15 protein-coding genes are annotated in these 21,335 nt (G+C 74.3%); 5 read left to right on the forward strand and 10 right to left on the reverse strand.

Annotation, left to right across the window (positions count from 1 at the left end; all coding sequences use genetic code 11):
* Positions 1–65: 65 nt before the first annotated feature.
* The 7 genes from AB0R04_RS30795 to AB0R04_RS30825 form a co-directional block, all read right to left on the reverse strand.
* Positions 66–1,634 (reverse strand): class I adenylate-forming enzyme family protein, encoded by a 1,569-nt coding sequence (locus AB0R04_RS30795; protein WP_363376897.1) that lies wholly within the window; start codon positions 1,632–1,634, stop codon positions 66–68.
* 58 nt (positions 1,635–1,692) lie between these two features.
* Positions 1,693–3,171, reverse strand: a complete 1,479-nt coding sequence (locus tag AB0R04_RS30800; protein WP_363376899.1) for an adenylosuccinate lyase family protein — start codon at positions 3,169–3,171, stop codon at positions 1,693–1,695.
* Entirely contained in the window at positions 3,168–5,159 is a 1,992-nt protein-coding gene (locus AB0R04_RS30805) for an FAD/NAD(P)-binding protein (protein ID WP_363376901.1), read from the reverse strand. Before AB0R04_RS30805 ends, AB0R04_RS30800 begins: the two co-directional genes overlap by 4 nt.
* Positions 5,160–5,232: 73 nt before the next feature.
* Positions 5,233–6,804 (reverse strand): class I adenylate-forming enzyme family protein, encoded by a 1,572-nt coding sequence (locus AB0R04_RS30810; protein ID WP_363376903.1) that lies wholly within the window; start codon positions 6,802–6,804, stop codon positions 5,233–5,235.
* 228 nt (positions 6,805–7,032) lie between these two features.
* The gene (locus AB0R04_RS30815) at positions 7,033–7,578 is read right to left on the reverse strand and encodes an SRPBCC family protein (protein ID WP_363376905.1); all 546 of its coding nucleotides are present in this window, start codon (positions 7,576–7,578) and stop codon (positions 7,033–7,035) included.
* A gap of 157 nt (positions 7,579–7,735) precedes the next feature.
* On the reverse strand, positions 7,736–8,137 hold the full coding sequence (locus AB0R04_RS30820) for a GNAT family N-acetyltransferase (protein WP_363376907.1): 402 nt from the start codon (positions 8,135–8,137) through the stop codon (positions 7,736–7,738).
* A 106-nt stretch (positions 8,138–8,243) separates the two neighbouring features.
* Positions 8,244–8,657 (reverse strand): Fur family transcriptional regulator, encoded by a 414-nt coding sequence (locus AB0R04_RS30825; RefSeq protein ID WP_363376909.1) that lies wholly within the window; start codon positions 8,655–8,657, stop codon positions 8,244–8,246.
* 200 nt (positions 8,658–8,857) lie between these two features.
* Between AB0R04_RS30825 and katG the strand changes: the two genes are divergently transcribed.
* The gene (katG, locus tag AB0R04_RS30830; RefSeq protein ID WP_363376911.1) at positions 8,858–11,092 is read left to right on the forward strand and encodes a catalase/peroxidase HPI; all 2,235 of its coding nucleotides are present in this window, start codon (positions 8,858–8,860) and stop codon (positions 11,090–11,092) included.
* A 133-nt stretch (positions 11,093–11,225) separates the two neighbouring features.
* Here katG and AB0R04_RS30835 read toward each other — a convergent pair whose 3' ends face one another.
* Together AB0R04_RS30835 and AB0R04_RS30840 are read right to left on the reverse strand one after the other, a co-directional pair.
* Entirely contained in the window at positions 11,226–11,918 is a 693-nt protein-coding gene (locus tag AB0R04_RS30835; protein WP_363376913.1) for a response regulator transcription factor, read from the reverse strand.
* A complete protein-coding gene (locus AB0R04_RS30840; protein WP_363376915.1) occupies positions 11,915–13,168 on the reverse strand; it encodes a histidine kinase in 1,254 nt (417 codons plus the stop codon). The genes AB0R04_RS30835 and AB0R04_RS30840 overlap by 4 nt, the downstream gene beginning before the upstream one ends.
* Positions 13,169–13,374: 206 nt before the next feature.
* On the opposite strand from AB0R04_RS30840, the gene AB0R04_RS30845 reads away from it, so the two are divergent.
* Together AB0R04_RS30845 and AB0R04_RS30850 are read left to right on the forward strand one after the other, a co-directional pair.
* Complete coding sequence (locus AB0R04_RS30845) at positions 13,375–14,064, forward strand: ABC transporter ATP-binding protein (RefSeq protein ID WP_363376917.1); 690 nt, start codon at positions 13,375–13,377, stop codon at positions 14,062–14,064.
* Positions 14,061–16,487 carry an FtsX-like permease family protein gene (locus AB0R04_RS30850; protein ID WP_363376919.1) on the forward strand — a complete coding sequence of 809 codons (2,427 nt, stop codon included), beginning with the start codon at positions 14,061–14,063 and terminating at the stop codon, positions 16,485–16,487. Before AB0R04_RS30845 ends, AB0R04_RS30850 begins: the two co-directional genes overlap by 4 nt.
* 25 nt (positions 16,488–16,512) lie before the next feature.
* Here the strand turns inward: AB0R04_RS30850 and AB0R04_RS30855 are convergent, their stop codons facing one another.
* Positions 16,513–17,142, reverse strand: a complete 630-nt coding sequence (locus tag AB0R04_RS30855) for a hypothetical protein (RefSeq protein ID WP_363376923.1) — start codon at positions 17,140–17,142, stop codon at positions 16,513–16,515.
* Positions 17,143–17,510: 368 nt separating this feature from the next.
* Between AB0R04_RS30855 and AB0R04_RS30860 the strand changes: the two genes are divergently transcribed.
* Both AB0R04_RS30860 and AB0R04_RS30865 read left to right on the forward strand, forming a co-directional pair.
* A complete protein-coding gene (locus AB0R04_RS30860) occupies positions 17,511–17,690 on the forward strand; it encodes a hypothetical protein (protein ID WP_063346527.1) in 180 nt (59 codons plus the stop codon).
* 174 nt (positions 17,691–17,864) lie between these two features.
* Positions 17,865–21,077: a type 2 lanthipeptide synthetase LanM family protein gene (locus AB0R04_RS30865; RefSeq protein WP_363376924.1), complete on the forward strand. Its 3,213-nt coding sequence runs from the start codon at positions 17,865–17,867 to the stop codon at positions 21,075–21,077.
* Positions 21,078–21,335 lie beyond the last annotated feature (258 nt).

Genomic DNA, 21,335 nt, shown 5'->3' on the forward strand with positions numbered 1-21,335 from the left:
CCCTCCTGACACACGTCGGCCCCGGCGGGTCTCACGACACCGCCGGGGCCGACGCTTTCCTCGGCTCAGGCCTCCTCGGCCGTGGCCAGCTCCCTGGCCAGCTCCAGCCGCTTCACCTTGGTCGTGGCGGTGTGCGGCAGCTCGTCCAGCCGGCGCTGCACCGGCGGGGCCAGTGTGGGCAGGCCGGCCACCGCGCGGTTCCAGCGGGCGAGGTCGAGCGGCTGGTCGTCCCGGGTGCAGACCACGGGCACCGGGGCCTTGTCCCCGCCGGGCACGATGATCACCTCCAGCAGCTCGGGCAGCCGGGTGAACAGCTTGTCCTCCAGGTCCAGGGTGCTGTTGATCCCCGGGATCTCGTCGACCTCGCGGTCCAGCAGGTGCAGGCAGCCCCACCGGGTGCGGTAGCCGAGGTCGCCCATCCGCCACCAGCCGTCCCGCGAGAACTGGCCCTTGAAGCGCTCCCGCTCGCCGAAGTAGGTGACGATCTGCCCGCCGCTGCGCACCTCGATCTGGCCGGGGGAGTCCTTGGTCACCGGCCGGCCGTCCCGGCTGACCACCCGGACCTCGGTCATCCCGGGGAAGGTCCGCCCGACGCAGCGGCCGTCGGCGCCGCTGCGGCGGTGCCGGGTGTAGGTGCGGGCGGCGATGGCGCCGGTCTCGCTCTGCCCGTACGTCTGGGCGAAGAACGGCAGGCTGCGCTCGGACGCGCCCAGCAGGGTGTCGACCGTGCGCGGGTGGATGGCGTCGAAGGTGTTGCTGAAGCAGCGGACCTTGGCCAGCGGCTTCGCCGGGTGGTCCGCCAGGACCTCCCAGCTCAGCAGGGTGTTGGGGTGGGACTCGATCACCCCCGGGGGGATCCGGGCGAACAGCTTCGCGACGTGCTCCGGCTCGTCGTCCCGCAGGATGATCATGGGGTGGCCGCGCAGCGCGAACAGCGCGGCCCCGCTGATCATCCGCGAGTGGGCGAAGGAGACGTGTACGGCGATCGGCTCGTGCCGCCCGACCGGGGCGAGCAGCACCGACTGCGGGCGGCAGCGGGCCTGGATCGTGATGCCGGTCTGGACGGCGAGCTTGGGCAGGCCGGTGGTGCCCGAGGTGTGGGTGATCAGGGCCGGCTGGTCCTGCGGCATGGTCACGGGTTTCACCCGCTCGACCCCGGCCAGCCCGGCCAGCGCGGTCGCGCCCGGGAACTCCCCGGTGGCCACCAGCACCCGCTCGGTCAGGTCGAACACCTCGGGCGGGAGTTCCTGCTCCAGTTTCGCCGCGTCGGTGAGCAGCGTCGGCCGGGACAGCCGCCCCAGCAGACGGGCGACGGTGGTGCCGTCCAGCTTCGGGGACAGCAGCACCGGGACCCCGCCGACCCGGGCGACGCTGTAGGCGAGCAGGGAGATGTCGAAGCTGTCCGACTTGTGGATCACCACGTGCGAGCCGGGGCGGACCTGGGAAGCCCACAGTCGGGCGGCGAAGTCGTCGACCAGATCGGCGAGTTCGGTCAGGGTGACCCGCCGGCCCAGCTCCGGGGCGATGTCGAGGTCGTGGTCGAGGTAGACCGGGCTCGCCGGGTGACGGGCGGCCGCGCGGTCGAAGACCGTGCCCAGTCGGATGCCTCGGTTGCCGACGCGTTGCAGGAACATGCTCCTCTTCCCCTTCGGTTGGTCGCAGATCGCTCGGGAGTCCGGCGCCGGGCCGGCCTCACGGCTCGCGCAGGGCCCGGTCGACGAGGGGGCCGGCCGCCCCGGTGTACGAGGTCGGATCGCACAGCCGAGAGAGCTCGGCCCTGCCGAACATGCCGTCGAGAGCAGGCAGTTCGGCGAGCACCTGCTCCAGTGGCCGACCGTCGCGGTCGGCCTCGCCGGAGGCCTCGGTGAGCAGCTGCTTGGCCGTCGCCTTGCCGAGCCGGGGCGCCAGGACGGCGACGATCCGTTCCGAGACGATCTGACTACCCGTCAGTTCCAGGTTGGTGCGCATCCGTTCGGGCCGGACCTCCAGCCCCTCGGCGAGCTCCACCGCAGTGTGCGCGGCGCCCCCGGTCAGCCGCAGCGCCTCGCGCAGCAGCTGCCACTCGGCGTGCCAGGCGCCCCCCGAGCGCTCGTCCTCGGCCAGCAGGCACTGGGTGAGCCCGGTGGCGATCACCGGCACCTGCAGCGCGGCGCTGCGGATCAGGGTGGCCAGCACCGGGTTGCGCTTGTGCGGCATCGCGGAGGAGCTGCCGCGCCCGGCCGCGGTGGGCTCGGCCACCTCGCCGACCTCCGTCCTGGTCAGCGACTGCACGTCGATCGCGATCTTGCCGAGGGCGCCGGCGGTGAAGGCCAGCGCGCCCGCGAGGTCGGCGATCGGGGTGCGCAGCGCGTGCCAGGGCAGCACCGGGCGGGCCAGCCCGGTCTCGGCGGCGAAGGCGGTGAGCAGCCGGTCCAGGTAGTCGCCCGGGTCCGGCGCCGCCCCGTTCGCGGCCGCGCCGTCGATCCGGGCGTATTCCAGGTACCCGGCGAGGGTGCCGGCGGCGCCGCCGAGCGAGACCGGCAGACCGTGCTCGGCGACGTGCCCGAGCCGCTGCTCGGCGTCCAGGACGAGCCGGCGCCAGCCGGCCGCCTTGAGGCCGAAGGTGGTCGGTACGGCTTGCAGGGCGAGCGTGCGGCCGGGGAGGACGGTGTCCCGGTGCCGTTCGGCGAGGACGGCCAGGGCCCGCGCGGTGCGGGCGAGGTCGGCGCGGATGATCCGCAGGGCCTGGGCGGCCACCAGCATCGCGCCGGTGTCCAGGACGTCCTGGCTGGTGGAGCCGCGGTGGACGTACTCGGCGGCGGCCCGGTCCTCGGCCGCCACCACCGCGGTCAGTGCCCGGACCAGCCCGACCACCGGGTTGGCGGTCTCCCGGGACTCGACCGCGAGGGACCGCAGGTCCAGCAGCTCGGCGCGGGCCAGGCGGGTGATGGTGTCGGCGGCGGTCTTCGGCAGGGTGCCCAGCCCGGCCTGGGCCCGGGCCAGCGCCGCCTCGGCGTCCAGCATGGCCTGCAGCCAGGCCCGGTCGCAGACGGCGGCCTCGACCGGCGTCCCGGCGCGGACCGGCGAGAGCAGCCCGGCGTCGGTCAGGATGCCGGCCGCGTCGTGCAGGTCGTGCGCGTCGTGCGGGCCGCCGGGTTCGTGCGGGGCGGCCGCCTCGTCGGGGTCGGTCATATCAGCACTCCGGTCAGGTCCGTGACGGCCGCGTCCGGCCGGACGCCGAAGGGCAGCTGGGTGGTGGGCGGCAGGGCGAGCAGCGAGCGGGCTATCGCGTCCGAGTCGCCGAGCGTCACCGAGTCCACGCCGGGCCGGATTCCGGCCGCCGTCACCCAGTGCACCGACTCGGTCGGCACCCCGTAGGCGTAGCGCCGCGGGTGCGCGCGGCCCCGGGTGTCCAGCAGCCGGTACGGCCGTTTGGTGACGGCCAGGCCGCCGGTCTCGTAGTCGGTGCCGCCCGTGCCCGGGATCCGGTACGCGGTGGCCTGCTCGGTGCTCAGCAGGTGCTGCAGCAGCGGGTCGGTGGTGCGGCGCAGGTCGGGTTCGGGCAGCCGGGCCTCGATCAGGACGGTGGCGCGCACCGGCGGCTGGGGCACCGCCCGGGAGGTGAGTACGTAGGCGGCCGCCTCGGTGTCGATCCGGATCTCGGTGCCTGGGCCGGTGAGTTCGACCACCCCGGCCTCGATCAGGGCGATCAGCTCCTCGATCCGGGAGACCGGCGGGCCGATCGACAGGAAGGCGTTGAGCGGGGTGTACCAGCCCTCCAGGTCGTCCCGGTGCGAGTTCCCCTCCAGCCCGCCGTGGTCCACCGCGAGGCGGATCTCGTTGCGCAGGTCGCGCAGGATGTCCAGGGCGGCCTTGAGCGGGCCGCTGAGGTTGCCGGCGCGGGCCGCCTCGACGTCCTCGGCCAGGTACCCGAGCAGCCAGTCGCGGAAGTCCTCCGGCCCGGTGAACTCCCGGTCCCCGTAAGGGCGGAAGAGTCGCTCCCAGTCCCAGCGCTCCGATTCGGGGATGCCGTGCTCGTCGAGCAGGGCCGCGAAGCCGCCGCCGTGGGCGACCGTCAGGTACCGCTGGACGAAGGGCTCCCGCTCGGCGCCGCGGCCCTTCGCGTCGAGCAGCGTGCCGTAGTAGACGCTCTCCACCTCGCGCGCGATCAGCGGCCACAGGTCGGTGCGGAACTGCACCGGCTCGCCGGCCGCGGACTGCTCGCGCAGCCCGGCGATGTACTCGGCGGTCAGCAACCGGGGGAAGTAACGGCCGTACGCGCCCTTCTCGTTCTCGCCGCGGGCGTGGTACGGGATGCCGCGGCGCGAAGTGGCGAACAGTTTCGGCTCCCGGCCCGACGGCCGGTACACCAGCCGTCCGTCCGCGCGGACGAAGGCGCCGCCCCGGCCGACCGTGAACAGGGCCATGTGGTCGAAGAAGTTCAGCCCGAGGCCGCGCAACAGGACGTGCTGGCCCGGCAGGATGCCGCTCAGGTCGAGGTCCGCCGGGTTGGCCGGGGTGATGTAGGTGAGGTGGTGGATCCGGGACAGGCTCGCCGTCCGCTCCTCGTGCGGGGTCGGCCGGGCCGCGACGTGGCCCTGGGCGAGCACGATGGCGTCCAGGTGGTTGAGCCGGCTGCCGTTCTCCAGGCGGATGCCCTGCGGGCCGCCGGGGACACCGTGGGTGTCCGCCATCGCCACCGCCCGCGAGCGGTGCACCTGGACGGTGACGTGCGCGGGCGCGCCGTCCACCACCCGGCGGAAGCTCGCGTTCAGGTAGCGTCCGTAGAACGCCCGGGTGGGGTAGCTGTCGGCTTGCAGGGTGCGGGCCTCGGCCGCGCACTCCTCGTCCTGCCCGGAGGCGGCGCCGGCCTTGGCGACCTCCACCGCCCACTCCCACAGGCTCGGACCGGGTTCGATCGGGCCGTCGATCCGGGAGCTGTCGTCGGTGTACACGGTGATCTGCGAGGCGACGGTGTTCATCAGCAGGTGCCGTGACTGGTCCTGGCGCCAGACGGCGCCGGCGCCGGGCGCGGCCGGGTCGACCATGTGCACCGTGATGGAGCCGTGCGAGGGCGCTGCGCGCTCGTTGGCGCAGAGCCGTTCCAGAACGGACAGGCCGCGCGGGCCGGCCCCGATGACGCAGACCTCCAGTGCCGCCTTGCTGCCCACTGTGCTCATGCGCCCGCCTCGCTTCGCTCGGCAGGGGCATGCGCCCACGCGCACCTCTCGATGACGAGCTCGGTTCGCTCACTCACGGCTTCACGTCCTCCACGTCTTCCACGTCCACCCGGGTGCCCTGCGGGGCTTCGGCGAGCAGCAGGCGGGCGAGCTCCAGGCGCTTGATCTTGGTGGTGGCGGTCCTCGGCAGCTCCTCCAGCCGCCGGTGGACCGGCTCGGCCATTGGCGGCAGCGACGCCGCGGCGCGCCGCCAGGCCGCCAGGTCCAGTGGTTCGTCGTCCTTGGTGCACACCACCGGCACGGCCCTGCCGTCCGGGCCGGGGATGATGATGACCTCGGCGAGGCCGGGCAGCTGGCCGAACAGGGTGTCCTCGGCCGCGAGGGTGCTGCCGAAGCCCTCGATCAGGTCGACCTCGCGGTCCAGCAGGTGCACGCAGCCCCACTTGGTGCGGTAGCCGACGTCGCCCATCCGCCACCAGCCGTCCGCCGACACCTGGGCGTCGTAGCGGTCCTGCTCGCCGAGATAGGTGACGATGCGCCCGTCGCTGCGCACCTCGATGAAGCCCGGGTTCCGCTCGGACGGCGGGTTGCCGTCCCGGCTGACGACCCGGACGTCGGTCATCCCGGGGAACGGCATGCCGACGCAGCGGCCGTCGTCGTCCAGGGTGCGGCGCCGGGTGAAGCCGCGGACGATGGCCGGGCCGACCTCGCTCTGCCCGTACAGCTGGCCGAAGAGCGGCGAGCGGCGCCGGGTGGCGCGCAGCAACCGGTGCACGGTCCGCGGGTGGATCGCGTCGAAGGTGCTGCTGAACAGCTTGACGTTGGACAGCGGGCCGCGCGGGTCCTGCGCCAACTCCTCCCACTCCATGAAGGAGTTGGGGTGCGCCTCCAGGATGCCCGGCTTCAGCCGCGCGAACAGGTCGCCGACGTGCTTCGGGTCCGACTCGCGCAGCACGACCAGCGGGAAGCCGCGGTAGAGCGAGATCGCCAGCGCGGTGATCAGCCGCGAGTGGACGAAGGAGACGTGGATGGCGATGGTCTCCCGGCCCGGGATCAGCGGGGCGATGACGGAGGCCTGCGGGCGGTAGCGGGACTGCAGGCTGAACCCGGTGTGCACGGCCAGCTTGGGCGTCCCGGTGGTGCCCGAGGTGTGGGTGATCAGCGTCGGGTGGTCGGCCGGCATGATGACGGGTTTGACCCTCTCCACCCCGGCCAGCGCCCGCAGTTCGACGGCGTCACGGTACGAGCCGGAGGTCAGCACCACCCGGTCGGCGAGGTCGAAGACCGTCTCGGGCAGCACGTTCTCCAGCTTCTCCTGGTCGGTCACCAGGAACGGCCGGTCGGTGCGGCGGACCAGCTCGGCGACCGTCGCGCCGTCCAGAGCCGGCGACAGCAGGACCGGGACCGCCCCGATCCGCGCCGCCGCGCACGCGAGCAGCGTGATGTCGAAGCCGTCGGCCTTGTACACCACCACCCGCCGGCTCGGCCGCACGCCCGCCGCCCAGAGCCGGGACGCCAGGTCGTCCACCAGGTCCGCCACCTCGGCGACAGTCGCCCTGCGGCCCAACTCCGGTGCCGCGTCGAGGTCGTGGTCGAGGATGAGGACGTTCGCGCCGTGTCTGGCCGCGGCGCGTTCGAAGAGCATCCCGAGCTGAATTCCCCGGTTTCCGATACGTTGAAGAAGCACCTGTACGCCTCCCGGGCCGCGGCTGTGCGCCGTCGGCGCCTGACGTGAATGGAATGGACACCACCCGCGGTGAAAGGGACACCGTCCGAGGTGAATTGGCGTGCCCGGGCGTCCGAATGGCCGCGTGCCCGGGTACGAGCCCGGGAATTCCGGGCGAATCGCGGAAAGGCCGGATACCGCCCGGCGTCACGCCTCTTCGATGACGGCCTTGATGCGCTGCAGGGAGGCGGCCAGATCGCCGGAGATCTTGTCGCCCCACTCCGCGAAGAAGCGCTGCTTCTCGGCCGCGTCCATCTCCGCGGTGATGCCCTTGATGCCCTGGGTGGCCGAGTCCATGCGGAAGTGGTGGGTCAGCAGGCTGCCGCCGCCCTCGGCGGCTTCGATGTCGAAGCCCCAGATGCTCTCCTGCTTCTGGCCGTCCGAGTTGTGTATCGCCCACCGGAAGGTCCGGCCCGGCTCCGCGGTGACCACCTCGGACTGGGTCGTCCACCGGCCGCGGACCACCGGCGCCCAGGCGACGATGTCGTCGCTGCGGAGGTTGTCGCCGCGGAACACGGACCCGACGGCGGCCGGCTCGCCGACCGTCCATTCACCGCCCAGGCATTCCGGGCTCCATTCGCCGCTGCGCGGCAGGTCGCTGATCACCGCGTAGACCTCGATCGGTGTCGCGGAAATGCGAATGTCGGCGTCGGCGGAGAATATCGGCTGCTTCTCGTTGATGGTTTCGCCCATGCCGGGGATCGTCCCAGCCCGGCCCCGGAGGGGGTCAAGGGCAGGCCGGCGGGTCCGTCAACTCCGTGATTCCGTGTCAACTCCGGCCCGGTGCCGCGGCGAACGGCCGCGAACCGGCCGGCACCGCGGGCCGCGAACCGGCCGTCCCCTCGAACCGTTACGAACCGCCCCGGATCTCGCGGGCGAAGTGCATGGCGACGATCGACATCCGGACCGTGTGATAAAAGCGGTGCGCGCCGTGGTTGGTCACCCCCGAGTCGAGCTCGATCCGGGCGCACCCCGCCCGCCGGGCCCGCTCCTCCAGCTCCGCCATCAGCCGCCCGCCGACCCCCGCCGACCGCACCGCGCGGTCGGTCACCAGGTCGTCGACGAACAGCAGCCGGCCGCGGCTGGTCGCCAGCACCCGGTGGGTCGCCACCCCGACGCACCGCCCGCGACCGTCGTACGCGGCGGTGAAGACCAGCCCCTGCGCGTGCGCCTCGGCGGCGAAGGCGGCGAACCCCTCGGCGGTCAGGGTCGACCGCAACTGCCGTATCAGCGGCCCGACATCGGTCGCCATGGCGGCGTTCCCCGGTATGACGTCAACCATCGTCAGTTCCATCCCCCGATCTTCGCAGGGAATCCCGGTCCTCGGTCCGGGCGGGACTGCGAGTCCTGGCCCGTGGTCAGCCCGCGCAGGTCGGGCAGAGGCCGCGGTAGGTGACGGCGGCGTCGGTGACGGTGAAGCCGAAGCGCTGGTCGGCGGGGAGGGCGGTGAGGGGGTCGTCGGTGGGGTGGACGTCGCGGATGGTGCCGCAGTGGGTGCAGACGAGGTGCTGGTGCGGGTGGTGGGCGTTGGGGTCGTAGCGCTTGGCCCGGCCGTCGGTGGAGACCTCGGTGACCTCGCCGAGGGTGACCAGTTCGCCGAGGGTGTTGTAGACGGTGGCCCGGGAGATCTCGGGCAGGCGTTCGGCGGCTCGGGCGTGGACCTCGTCGGCGGTGAGGTGAACGTGCTCGCCGTCCAGGACCTCCGCCACGACACGCCGCTGGGAGGTGAGGCGCCAGCCGCGTCCGCGCAGTCGCTCCAGCAGGTCACTCATATCGGTTCACCTATTCAGGTCAATGGGAGGTCAGGATTTTACCAAGTGATTTCGGCTTCGTTCCGGTTCCCGATCGGATATGCCTTTGGTGTCGTTCTTGACGTGGATCGTGTCCATCGTAGGATCGGCTCCGGCGATAGCCTGGGTAGCAGGAAGTAGCAGTCAAGACACCGTGATCCGCCTTGTAGGGAAGGATTTCCATGTCTGAGAACCACGATCCCATCGTTACCGAACCCGAGCCGCAGGCGGAGGGCACGGGGGGCTGCCCGGTGGCCCACGGGCGCGCGCCGCACCCCACCCAGGGCGGCGGAAACCGCCAGTGGTGGCCGGAGCGGCTCAATCTGAAGATCCTCGCGAAGAATCCGGCCGTGGCGAATCCGCTCGGCGCGGACTTCGACTACGCCGCGGCGTTCGGATCCCTCGACCTTCCGACCGTGAAGCGGGACATCGAGACGGCCCTCACCACCTCGCACGCGTGGTGGCCGGCCGACTACGGGCACTACGGCCCCTTCATCATCCGGATGGCGTGGCACAGCGCGGGCACCTACCGGATCAGCGACGGCCGCGGCGGCGCCGGCGCCGGGCAGCAGCGCTTCGCCCCGCTGAACAGCTGGCCCGACAATGCCAGCCTGGACAAGGCCCGCCGCCTGCTGTGGCCGGTGAAGAAGAAGTACGGCCGCAACCTCTCCTGGGCCGACCTGATGATCCTGGCCGGGAACGTCGCCCTGGAGTCGATGGGCTTCGAGACCTTCGGCTTCGGCGGCGGCCGCGTGGACGAGTGGGAGCCGGACGAGGACGTCTACTGGGGCCCGGAGACCACCTGGCTCGGCGACGAGCGCTACACCGGCGACCGCCAGCTGGAGCGCCCGCTCGCAGCCGTCCAGATGGGCCTGATCTACGTCAACCCCGAGGGCCCCAACGGCACCCCGGACCCGCTCGCCGCCGCCCGCGACATCCGCGAGACCTTCTACCGGATGGCGATGAACGACGAGGAGACCGTCGCGCTGATCGCCGGCGGCCACACCTTCGGCAAGACCCACGGCGCGGGCCCGGCGGACAACGTCGGCCCCGACCCCGAGGACGCCCCGATCGAGCAGCAGGGCCTCGGCTGGAAGAGCACCTTCCGCACCGGCAAGGGCGGGGACGCGATCACCAGCGGCCTGGAGGGCGCCTGGACGGCCACCCCGGTGACCTGGGACAACAGCTTCTTCGAGACGCTGTTCGGCTACGAGTGGGAGCTGGCCAAGAGCCCGGCCGGCGCCTTCCAGTGGAAGCCGAAGGGCGGCGCCGGAGCGGACACCGTCCCGGACGCCCACGACCCGTCCAAGCGGCACGCCCCGACGATGCTGACCACCGACCTGTCGCTGCGCCTGGACCCGGTCTACGAGCCGATCTCCCGGCGCTTCCTGGAGCACCCCGAGGAGCTCGCGGACGCCTTCGCCCGCGCCTGGTTCAAGCTGACCCACCGCGACATGGGCCCGCTCGCCCGCTACGTCGGCGCGGAGGTCCCGAGCGAGCAACTGGTGTGGCAGGACCCGCTGCCCGCGGTCGACTACCAGCAGATCGACGCCGCGGACGTCGCCGTCCTGCGGGAGCGGATCGCCGCCTCCGGACTGTCGGTGTCCGAGCTGGTGTCCACCGCGTGGGCGGCGGCCTCCTCGTTCCGCGGCAGCGACAAGCGCGGCGGCGCCAACGGCGGCCGGATCCGGCTCCAGCCGCAGATCGGCTGGGAGGTCAACGAGCCGGACCGGCTCGCCTCGGTGCTGCGCACCCTGGAGGGCGTGCAGCAGGAGTTCAACGCCCGGTCCGGCGCCAAGCAGGTCTCGCTGGCGGACGTGGTGGTGCTGGCCGGCGGCGTCGGCGTGGAGAAGGCCGCCCGGGCGGCCGGCCGCGACGTGGTGGTGCCGTTCACGCCCGGCCGGGCGGACGCGACGCAGGAGCTCACCGACGTCGACTCCTTCGCGGCGATGGAGCCGACCTCGGACGGCTTCCGCAACTACGTGGGCAAGGGCAGCCGGCTGGCCGCCGAGTACCTGCTGCTCGACAAGGCGAACCTGCTGACCCTGAGCGCGCCCGAACTGACCGTCCTGGTCGGCGGCCTGCGCGTGCTGGGCGCCAACTACCAGCAGTCCCCGCACGGCGTCCTCACCGGGACCCCCGAGGCCCTGACGAACGACTTCTTCGTCAACCTGCTCGACCTGGGTACGGAGTGGAAGGCCACCTCGGAGGACGGGCACACCTTCGAGGGCAGGGACGCGGCCACCGGCGCGCTCAAGTGGACCGGCACCCGGGCCGACCTGGTCTTCGGCTCCAACTCCGAACTGCGCGCCGTCGCCGAGGTCTACGCGAGCGACGACGCGAAGGAGAAGTTCGTGGCGGACTTCGTCGCGGCCTGGGTCAAGGTGATGAACCTGGACCGGTTCGACGTCGCCTGACCCCGCGCTCGCCTGAGCCCGCGACCGCCTGGTCCCGCGATCGTCCGGTCCCGGGTTCCCGGGCGGCCGACGGGGGTTGGCGTCAGCCCGCCATCGGCCCGGAGGTGCACGCCTCCGGGCCGATGGCGGACCGCTACCGGGGTTGCGCCGCAGTGCCGACGCTGACCAGCCCGGTCTCGTAGGCGGCGACCACCGCCTGGGCCCGGTCCCGCAGGTTCAGCTTGCCGAGGATCCGGGCCACGTGCGTCTTGACGGTCGCCTCGGAGAGCTGGAGCCGGGCGGCGAGTTCGGCGTTGCTGAGGCCGCGGGCGAGCAGGCCCATCACCTCCCGCTCGCGCGGGGTGAGCGCGGCCAGTTCGCGGTGCGGGGCGGCGGCGGGGGCGTCCGGGCGGGCGAAGCGTTCGACCAGGCGGCGGGTGATCGCCGGGGCCAGCAGCGCATCGCCGGTGCGGACCAGCCGGACGGCGGCGGCCAGGTGCTCCGGGGTGACGTCCTTGAGCAGGAAGCCGCTCGCCCCGGCCGCCATCGCGGCGTAGACGTACTGGTCGAGGTCGAAGGTGGTCAGCATGATCACCCGCGGCGGGTGGTCCGCCGGGCCGGTGTCGGCGAGGATCCGGCGGGTGGCCTCCAGCCCGTCCAGGCCGGGCATCCGGATGTCCATCAGGACGACGTCCGGGCGGGTGCGGCGGACGGCGGCGACGGCCTGCTCGCCGCCCTCGGCCTCGGCGACCACCTCGATCCCCTCCGATTCGAGGATCAGCCGGAACCCGGTGCGGACCAGGGCCTGGTCGTCGGCCACCACCACGCGCAGCGCCTGCTCGCTCATGAACTCTCCAGGGGGATCAGGGCCTTGACGCGGTAGCCGCCGCGCGGCCGGGGGCCGGTGTGCAGGGTGCCGCCGTAGACGGCGAGGCGTTCGCGCAGGCCGATCAGGCCGCGGCCGTTGCCGGTGGCGGCGGCGCCGGTGGTCCGGCCGCCGGTGTCGGTGACCTCCACCCGCAGGTGGCCGGGGGCGTACTCGACGGTCACCGCGGCATCCGCGCCGCCCGCGTGCTTGACGGTGTTGGTGAGCGCCTCCTGGACCACGCGGTAGGCGGCGAGTTCGACCCCGGGCGGGACGGCCCGGCGCTCCCCGGTGACGGTCAGCTCGACCGGCAGCCCGGCCCGCCGGACGCCGTCGACCAGCGCGTCCAGTCGGCCCAGGCCCGGCTGCGGGCTGAGGTCGGCGGTCGCGGCCGGGTCGTCGCCGGTCTCCGAGTCGATCGTCAACAGGCCCATGACCTGGCGCAGTTCGGTCATCGCGGCGCGTCCGCCGGCCTCCACCGCGGCCATCGCCTCGCGGGCCTTGTCCGGGGCGGTGTCCAGGATCTTGCGGGCGGCCCCGGCCTGGATCGTCATCATGCTCACGTTGTGCGTCACCACGTCGTGCAACTCCCGGGCGATCCGCGCCCGTTCGAGCTCCACGGCGTGCTCCGCCGCGTGCTCCAGCGCGGCCAGCCGCCCGCGCTCCAGGGCGGACAGCCGTTCGCGCTCCTCGTCCACCCGGCGGCGCCACATCCGCAGTTCGTAGGCGACCGCGAACACCGGCACCAGGACCAGCAGCGCGATCACCGCGTTGGGGAAGTGCGGCAGCTTGGCGTCGTCGAAGAGCACCACCAGCGTCGCGGCGGCCGCCGGCAGGCTCGGCAGCAGCGCCGCAGGGCGGCGCCCGTACGCGGCGGCGCTGTAGGCGGCGACGATGACGGCCACGCCGGCCGCGTACGCGATGTCCTCCGACTGGTGGCGCACCAGCAGCGCGGCCGGCAGCACCGCCCACAGCACCGTCAGCGGGAGGCGGCGGCGCAGCACCAGCGGCAGCGGCACGAGCGGCACCAGCAGCATCGGCCCGTACCAGCCGGTGCCGTGACCCCTGCTCGCGGTGGTGGCGTAGCGGGCGCAGGCGAAGGCGAGGAACAGGGCCAGGGCCAGGTCGAAGGCCTGGCCGCGCCGGGTCGGCCGGGGCGGCGGCGCGGCGCCCGGGGGTTCGGCCAGGCGGGCCGATGCGCGCAGCCGCGCCGCTGTCGGGAGGTTGATCACCGGGACATTGTGGGGGCCGGGGGCCGTCGGGGACAGCCCCTCGGGTGGCGGTGGCCGCTACACCCGGCGACTACCTCGCAAGGATGACGCCGTGCCGGGTCGCCCGGACGGGGTAGCGAAGTTGCCCCGGGCGACGGACGCGGGTGCGCGCCGCCCGTCCGTACCTTCGTGTCGTCCACCAGGCGGGAACGTACGAGGAGCGGGAAATGAGCAGCGATCCGGTGATCGAACTGAGCGGTGTGAGCCGCCACTACGAGGGCGCGCGGGCGGCGCTGGACGAGGTCACGCTGAGCGTGCGGGCGGGGGAGTCGGTGGCGGTGCTCGGCCCGTCCGGCAGCGGGAAGTCCACCCTGCTCAACCTGGTGGCCGGGCTGGACCGGCCGAGCGCCGGGACGGTCACCGTGGCCGGGGTCCGGGTCGACCGGCTGGGCGAGGCGGGCTCGGCCCGCTACCGGCGCGGCACGATCGGCATGGTGTTCCAGTTCTTCAACCTGCTGGACGACCTCACCGTGGCCGACAACGTGGTGCTCGCCGGCGAACTCGCGGGCGTCCCGCGTGCCGAGGCCCGGCGCCGGGCCTCGGCGCTGCTGGAGTCGCTCGGCATCGACCGGCACGCCCGCGCCCACCCGGCCCGGCTCTCCGGTGGTGAGCGCCAACGCGTCGCGGTGGCAAGGGCGTTGATGAACAGGCCGACGCTGCTGCTGGCCGACGAGCCGACCGGCGCGCTGGACTCGGCCTCCGGCGAGGACGTCAAGGAGCTGTTCCGGGAGCTGCACGAGGACGGCCAGACCATCCTGATCGTCACCCACGACCTGACCCTCGCCGAGGACTGCGCCACCCGCAGGGTCCGGATGCGGGACGGCCGGATCGCCTCGGACTCGGCGGTGGCGGCATGACCGCGCTGGGCAGGGTGGTGCGCGCGGGTGTCCGCCGGCGCCGCACGCAGTCCGTCGCGATCGGGCTGGCCGCCCTGGTGGCCACCACCTGCTCCGTCCTCGGCGGCTCGCTGCTGGTCGCCTCGCAGCAGCCCTTCGACCAGGCCTTCGGCGGCCAGCACGGCGCCCACCTCACCGCGCGCTTCGACGGCGCCCGGGCCACCGCCGCCCAACTCGCCGACACCGCGCACGCCCCCGGGGTGACGGCCGCCGCCGGGCCGTTCCGCACCGTCACCGTCGATCCCGAACCGGGCCCAGGCGCGACCGGCGCGGGCGGTGCGACCGGCATGACCGGCGTGGATGGCGCGACCGGCGCGGACGGGGAGCGGATGGAGCCGATGACCGTCGCGGGCCGCGTCGACGCCGCCAGCGGTGTGGACAACATCGAGCTACTGAAAGGAAGTTGGTCCAAGAAGCCGGGGGAGGTGGTGCTCGACGCGAGCTACGGCAGCCCCGTCCGGGAGGTCGGCGGCACACTGCGCCTGCCCGGCCTGCCGGGCGCGCCGACCCTCACCGTCGTCGGCTTCGGCCGGTCCGTCAGCCGCACCGCCGACGCCTGGGTGACGCCGGACGGCCTCGCCGCGCTCACCGCGCCCGGCAGCACCCCCGGCTACGAGATGCTCTACCGCTTCACGCAGGCGGCCACCGCCGAGGCGCTCGCCGCCGACCGGGCCGCCGTCGCCGCCGCCGCACCCGCCGGTGCGCTGACCGGCGCCCAGTCCTGGCTCACCGCCAAGCAGGGCTCCGACCGCAACACCGCGATGTTCCTGCCGTTCATGGTCGCCTTCGGCCTGCTCGGCATGGCGATGTCGGTCCTGGTGGCGGGGAACGTGGTGGCCGGAGCCGTCGGCACCGCCACCCGGCGGATCGGCGTGCTCAAGGCGCTCGGCTGCACGCCCGCCCAGGTGGTCCGCGCGTACGTCGCCCAGGCACTGATCCCGGCCACCGTCGGCACGCTGCTCGGGGTGGTCGCGGGCAACCTGCTGACCCTCCCGGTGCTCGCCACCACCGGGCGGATCTACGGCACCAGCACCTCCGGCATCGCCCCCTGGGTGGACGTCGCGGTGGCCGGCGGCACCCTGGCGGCCGTCGCCCTGGTCGCCTGGGCCGCCGCCGCCCGCGCCGGACGGCTGCGCACGGTGGACGCGCTCGCCGTCGGCCGTACGGCGGGCGGCACCCGGCGGGACCGGGCGGCGGCCCGCGCCGCCGAGCTGGCCGCCCGGCTGCCGCTGCCCCGGCCGCTGAGCCTCGGCCTCGCCCAGCCCTTCGCCCGCCCGGCCCGGGCCGCAGGGATGCTCGCGGCCGTGCTGTTCGGCACGGCCGCCGCGGTCTTCGCGGTGGGCATGGGCGGGACGATGACCTGGGTGCAGGCGGCGAAGGACCATGACACCGCGGACGTCGTCGTGCACCCGCAGCGGCCCGCCGGCCCGCCCGGGGCGACACCTCCCGCCAGGCCGGCCGCCGCCGACCCGGCCGCCGTCACCGCCGCCCTGGACGCCCAGCCGGGCACGGCCGCCTACTTCGGCGACGGCACCGAGGACGTGACGGTCCCCGGCGTCGCGGGGAGCACCAGGGTGACCGCGTTCGACGGCGACGCGACCGGGGCCGGCTACCGGATGGTCTCCGGGCGCTGGTTCCGGGGCCCAGGCGAGGCCGTCGCCCCGGCCACCTTCCTCACCGAGGCCTCGGTGGCGCTCGGCGACCAGGTCACCTTCACCTCCCACGGCAGGGCGGTCACCGTCCGGATCGTCGGCGAGGTCTTCGACCCGCACATGCAGACCAACGAACTGTTCACCGACGCCGCCGGCTACCCGCCCGGCGCCGCCCCGCACCCGGACTCCTGGTCCGTCGCGCTGAAGCCCGGCACCGACCGCGCCGCCTACGCCACCGCCCTCGGCGCCGCCCTCGCCCCGGTGCGGATGACGGCCGAGGCAGGCGGGTCGCACGGCTCCAGCGGCTCCATCGCCGCCCTGAACTCCCTCACCGCCACGCTCACCGCGCTGCTCGTCGTGGTCGCCGGGCTCGGGGTGTTCAACACCGTCGTCCTGGAGATCCGGGAGCGGAAGCGGGACACGGGCGTCGCCAAGGCGCTCGGCATGACCCCGGCGCAGACCGTGGGCGGGGCGCTCGCCCCGGTCGTCCTGGTCGGCGCGCTCGGCGGCGCGATCGGCCTCCCGGCCGGGCTGCTGCTGCACCGGCTGACGGTGCCCGCCATGGGGCACAGCGCCGGGCTCCGCTTCCCCGCCTCGGCCCTCGACGTGTTCGGCACGCCGGTGCTGGCGCTGCTCGGGCTCGGCGGCGTGCTGATCGCAGTGCTCGGGGCGCTGCTGCCCGCCGTCCGGGCGGCCCGGGCGCGGACGGTCGAGGCGCTGCGGGCCGAGTGAGGCCGAGTGAGGGACGGGCGGCGGGTCAGGCGCCCTTGTCGGGCCGGTGACCCTCCGCCTTGGGCTCCTCCGCCGTGTCCCGCTCGGCCGGATCCTGTTCTGCCGCGTTCTGCTCCGCCGCGTTCTGCTCCGCCGCGTTCTGCTCCGCCGCGTTCTGCGCCGCGGTGTCCTGCTCCGCCTTGTGCTCGGCGGCCCGGACCTGCTCGGCGAAGGCCTGCGCGTCGATCCGCTCGACCGTGGCCCCGTGCCGGGAGGCCAGGTCGTCGGCCCGGTCGGGAGAGGACTCCCGGAGCTCCAGGACGAGCAGCGCGCCGCCGTCCGGGACGCGGGGCGAGAGCATGATCAGCCCGGCGCCGCCCTCCGTCGCCCGGCCCTCCTCGGCGGCGTTGCCGAGCGCCGCACCCGCCGCGAAGCCGAGCAGGACGCCGATCGGCCCGCCGACCAGGCCCACCAGGCCGCCGAGGACGCCGGAGCTGACGGTGGTCACGCCCGCGCCCCGGGTGAAGGTGTCCTGGATCTCCAACAGGCCGTCGGCGCTGCGCTCCAGGGCCGCCAGCTGCCGTAGGCCCGGCAGGTGCTGTGCCTCGTCGAAGGCCGCCCGCCACGCGGTGGCGTCCGGGAAGGTCAGCAGGACGACGTTGTGCTGCTCGCTCATCGCGCTCCGATCGGGCCGGGGGCGGGGGTTGCCGGATTCCATCGTGACCTTCGGTGCCCGGCCCGGCCACAGGAGCGACGGGCGGCACGGACTGCCCGGCGCCCGGCCGTTCAAACGTGGGTCCTGGTTCGGGCCCCCGTCGTGGTCTGGATTCCGGACAGGTGTAGGGCGACGGGAGGTCCGACGGGCGAGCCGGGGCACGGGCGCGGCCTGCGGGAGCGGGATGGGCGGGGGAGGCCTCGTCCCTATTTCGACCATGGCCGAAATTGCGCCTGGTGCGCGGCACACCCCTGGTGCGGCGGGTGGGGCGGTGCCAGGATCCCGACCCGGCACGACCGTGCCAGACCCGAATGTCTGAAGGAGGCACCATGCAGCCCACGGCAGAGCAGGTCCGCGCGCTCAAGGACGAGGACTTCCGGCTCACCCTCGGCCAGGGCCACCAGGTCCACCCGGCCGGCGACCTGTCGGACGAGGTCTACGTGACCGCCGCGGTGCAGGCCAGCACCTGTGGTGGCTGGAGCAGCTGCGCCCACGTCTGCAGCTTCTGAGTCCGCCGTCCGCGATGCGGACCCCGGCCGCACCGCCGGAGCCCGCGTCGCGGACGCACGACCCGGCCGGGGCGCGTACGTCCGGTGCCGCAACCGTCGGGCACCGAGCACCGCAACCGTCGAGCACGAAGCACCGCAACCGTCGCGCACGAACCGAGCATGGAGAGACCGCCCGTGGCTGACGCGTCCGAAATCCGGCGGGCCGCCGCCCGAGCCGTCCCGCTCGCCGCCCGCGGTCCGCTGCCCGACCCGGACGCCCAACGCGCCGAACAGACTGAACGGGCCGACCGTGCCGGACGGATCCTCGACCGCTGGCGCGCCCAGCCGCCCTTCGACCGGGACGACTGGTTCGAGCGCCGCCTCGCCGCCGACCGCCTCGACCCGGACGGGCTGCGCGCCCTGCTCGCCGAACACCCGGCCGACCTCGCGGACCGCCTCGGCACCCCCGCCTGGGCCGAGCGCCTCGCCGCCGCCTTCGAGGCCGGGCACACCCTCGACCTCCCCGAGGACCACGCCTTCGCCCGGCTCGTCGCCCCACTGCTCGCCGACGCCCGCGACCGCCTGCGCACCGGCCTCGCCGAACTCGGCCCCGCCACCGCGGACGCTGCCACCCCCGGCCCCGCCACCCTCGGCACCCCCGACCAGCTCGCCGCCCTCGTGCTGCCCGCACTCACCGCGACCGCGCACACCACGGCCGTCCGCACCGTCATCACCGAACTCCACGTCGCCCGTCTCTCCGGCGAGTTGACCGGAGACACCCCCGAGCAGCGGTACCGGAACTTCCTCGACCGGCTCACCGAACCCGGCCGCGCCGTCCGACTCCTCGCCGAATACCCGGTGCTGGCGTACCGGCTGGCCACCGCCGCCGATCAGTGGACCGCCACCTGCCTCACCCTGTACCGCCGCCTCGCCGCCGACCTCCCCGCCCTCGCCCGCACCTTCGCCGACGGCCGCCCGCTCGGCCGCCTCACCGAACTCGCCACCGGCCTCGGCGACCCGCACCGGGGCGGCGCCACTGTCAGCGCCCTGCGCTTCGAGCACGGCACCCGGATCGTCTACAAGCCGCGCCCGCTCGGCGCCGAGACGCACTTCCAGCACCTCCTGCGCTGGCTCAACCCCCGACTCCGGCTGCCGCTGCACGACCTCGCCCACCTGGCCCGCGACGGCTACGGCTGGGTCGCCCACGTCACCGCCGAACCAGCCCGCGACGAAGCCGAGTTGAGCGACTTCTACCACCGCGCCGGCACCCTCGCCGCGCTGCTCCACACCCTCGACGCGGTCGACTGCCACGCCCAGAACCTGATCGCCGTCCGCGACCAGCCGGTCCTGATCGACCTGGAAGCGCTGTTCCACCCCGACCTGCCCGAACCCGCCAAGGACCTCTCCGAGTCCGAACGGCTCGCCCGACACGAGGCCCGGCACTCGGTGCTGCGCTCCGGCCTGCTGCCCGAGCGCATGTGGGACGAGGGCAACGGCGGCACCGACCTCTCCGCCCTCGGCTGGGATCCGGGCAGCCTCCCGCCGCGCCCCGCCCCCGTCCTGGTCGACCAGGGCACCGACCGGCTCCGCCTGGAGTACCACCGGATGCCCGTCGCGGCGCCCGGCAGCCGGCCCGTCCCGCCCGGGCGGCCGCTGCGCCTGGCCGACCACGTCGGCGAACTCGAAGCCGGCTTCACCGAGGCCTACCGGCTGCTCGCCGCCCGCAAGGGCGAACTCCGGGAGCTCATCCGGGCGTTCGCCGCCGACGAGACCAGGATGCTCCGCCGCGACACCTTCGAGTACCGCAGCCTGCTCGCCACCGCCTGCCACCCCGACCTGCTCCGCGACGGCCTCGACCAGGACCGCCACTTCGACCGGCTCTGGGCGCTCCCCGCCTGGGAGGAACACGCGCTCGCCTACGTCGACCACGAACGCGCCGACCTCTGGCGCGGGGACGTCCCGGTCTTCACCATCCGCCCCGACAGCGTCGACGCCCGCTCCTCCACCGGCGCCCTGATCCCCGGCGTCACCGACCGGCCCGCACTCGACCTCGCCCTCGCCAAGGCGGACGCCCTCGGCGAACCGGACCTGGCCCGCCAACTCCAGCTGCTGCGGCTGTCGGTGACCACCGCGGACGGTGCCCGCGAGCCGCGCCGACACCCGGTCACGTCCCCTCCCGCGCAACCCGGGAAGCCCGCCGAAGGCCTGGACCTGGCCTCCCGCGCCCTCGCCAAGGCCGTCGACGCCGGCGAACAGCTCCTCCGCGAGGCCTACCGGGGGAGCGCGGACCTCGCCTGGGCCGGCCCCAACTGGGCCCCGCCCGGCCGCTGGGCACCCGCCGAACTGGGCCCCGACCTCTACAGCGGGACGGCCGGCGTCGCCCTCTTCCTGCACCAGCTCGCCACCGTCACCGGCGATCGCGAGCACCGAAACACCGCCCGGGCCGCAGAACTGACGCTACGTCACCAAATTCGGCGACGCGCCGACCGCCTCGGCGGCGGCCTCTCCGGCGCCGGCGGTGTCCTCTACGCCCTCGCCCACCTTGCCGCCCACCACCCCGACGCCGAACTCCACGCCCTGGCCGCCCAGGTGGTGCGCCGCAGCGCCGCCACCGCCGCCGACGACGCCCAGCACGACCTCCTCGCCGGCAACGCGGGCACCATCGGCGGACTGCTCGCCTGGGCGGCCGTCCGCCCCGGCCCCGCCGTCACCGACGCCCTCGCCGCCTGCGCCGAACGCCTCGTCCGGGCCGCCACCCCGCACCCCGAAGGCGGCGCCGGCTGGCTGCCCGCCTCCCTCGCCGGCGCCGTCAAGCGCCCGCTGGCCGGCTTCGCGCACGGCGGCTCCGGCATCGCCTGGGCTCTCGCCCGCGCAGGCCGGCACCTCGGTGACCCCCGGCTGCCCCAACTCGCCCTCGCCGCCGTCGCGTACGAACACACCCTGTTCGACCCGGCCGCCGCCAACTGGCGCGACGTCCGCGAGGACGACGGCCCCGACGCGCCCTCCTACCCGTCCCTCTGGTGCCACGGTGCCTCGGGCATCGCGCTCGCCCGCACCGAACTCGCCGAACTCCTCCCCGAAGCCCGCGAGTTGCTCCTCGCCGAACGCGACACCGCCCTGACCACCGTCCTCCGCGAGGGCTTCGGCCACAACTTCTCGCTCTGCCACGGCGACTTCGGCAACCTCGAACCCCTCCTCCTCGCCGGCGACCGCTGGCGCACCGCCGCCCTGCGGCAGGCCCACGCCACCCTCGACGACCTCGACACCCGCGGCTGGATCTGCGGCCTCCCGCACGGTGTCCACAGCCCCTCCCTGATGGTCGGCCTCGCCGGCATCGGCCACGGCCTGCTCCGCCTCGCCGCCCCCACCACCCCCTCCCTCCTCGCGCTCCACCCGCCGACCCGCTGAGACGGTCGGCGAGGTCGGGCCGCGCGGGCTCGACCGGAACGTTCATGTGATCGTCGGACCGCACGTCCGGAGTGCACCGCAACCGACCCCTGAATCGAACATCGCGGACCCTCCCGGTGATCGATTGCCACCAACTCGCCGCCGCCGACACGGAATCGCCCGGATCGAGTGAGGCCGGCCGGGACACGCCGGACGGCCCGGCGGACCGCTGCCAGGATCGGGGTCCGCACCGCAGCCAGCCCCTCGCAGAGTGCCCTC

Source organism: Kitasatospora sp. NPDC056731 (genome assembly GCF_040687675.1).
Taxonomy (GTDB): Bacteria; Actinomycetota; Actinomycetes; order Streptomycetales; family Streptomycetaceae; genus Kitasatospora.

What these genes read in the sequence shown, in the direction of transcription:
- AB0R04_RS30860 (WP_063346527.1), top strand. Translation starts at nt 17,511, where the DNA reads ATGCAGCCCACGGCAGAGCAGGTCCGCGCGCTCAAGGACGAGGACTTC.
- AB0R04_RS30795 (WP_363376897.1), bottom strand. Translation starts at nt 1,634, where the DNA reads ATGTTCCTGCAACGCGTCGGCAACCGAGGCATCCGACTGGGCACGGTC.
- AB0R04_RS30855 (WP_363376923.1), bottom strand. Translation starts at nt 17,142, where the DNA reads ATGAGCGAGCAGCACAACGTCGTCCTGCTGACCTTCCCGGACGCCACC.
- AB0R04_RS30835 (WP_363376913.1), bottom strand. Translation starts at nt 11,918, where the DNA reads ATGAGCGAGCAGGCGCTGCGCGTGGTGGTGGCCGACGACCAGGCCCTG.
- katG (WP_363376911.1), top strand. Translation starts at nt 8,858, where the DNA reads ATGTCTGAGAACCACGATCCCATCGTTACCGAACCCGAGCCGCAGGCG.
- AB0R04_RS30850 (WP_363376919.1), top strand. Translation starts at nt 14,061, where the DNA reads ATGACCGCGCTGGGCAGGGTGGTGCGCGCGGGTGTCCGCCGGCGCCGC.
- AB0R04_RS30800 (WP_363376899.1), bottom strand. Translation starts at nt 3,171, where the DNA reads ATGACCGACCCCGACGAGGCGGCCGCCCCGCACGAACCCGGCGGCCCG.
- AB0R04_RS30825 (WP_363376909.1), bottom strand. Translation starts at nt 8,657, where the DNA reads ATGAGTGACCTGCTGGAGCGACTGCGCGGACGCGGCTGGCGCCTCACC.
- AB0R04_RS30820 (WP_363376907.1), bottom strand. Translation starts at nt 8,137, where the DNA reads ATGGCGACCGATGTCGGGCCGCTGATACGGCAGTTGCGGTCGACCCTG.
- AB0R04_RS30810 (WP_363376903.1), bottom strand. Translation starts at nt 6,804, where the DNA reads ATGCTCTTCGAACGCGCCGCGGCCAGACACGGCGCGAACGTCCTCATC.
- AB0R04_RS30815 (WP_363376905.1), bottom strand. Translation starts at nt 7,578, where the DNA reads ATGGGCGAAACCATCAACGAGAAGCAGCCGATATTCTCCGCCGACGCC.
- AB0R04_RS30805 (WP_363376901.1), bottom strand. Translation starts at nt 5,159, where the DNA reads ATGAGCACAGTGGGCAGCAAGGCGGCACTGGAGGTCTGCGTCATCGGG.
- AB0R04_RS30845 (WP_363376917.1), top strand. Translation starts at nt 13,375, where the DNA reads ATGAGCAGCGATCCGGTGATCGAACTGAGCGGTGTGAGCCGCCACTAC.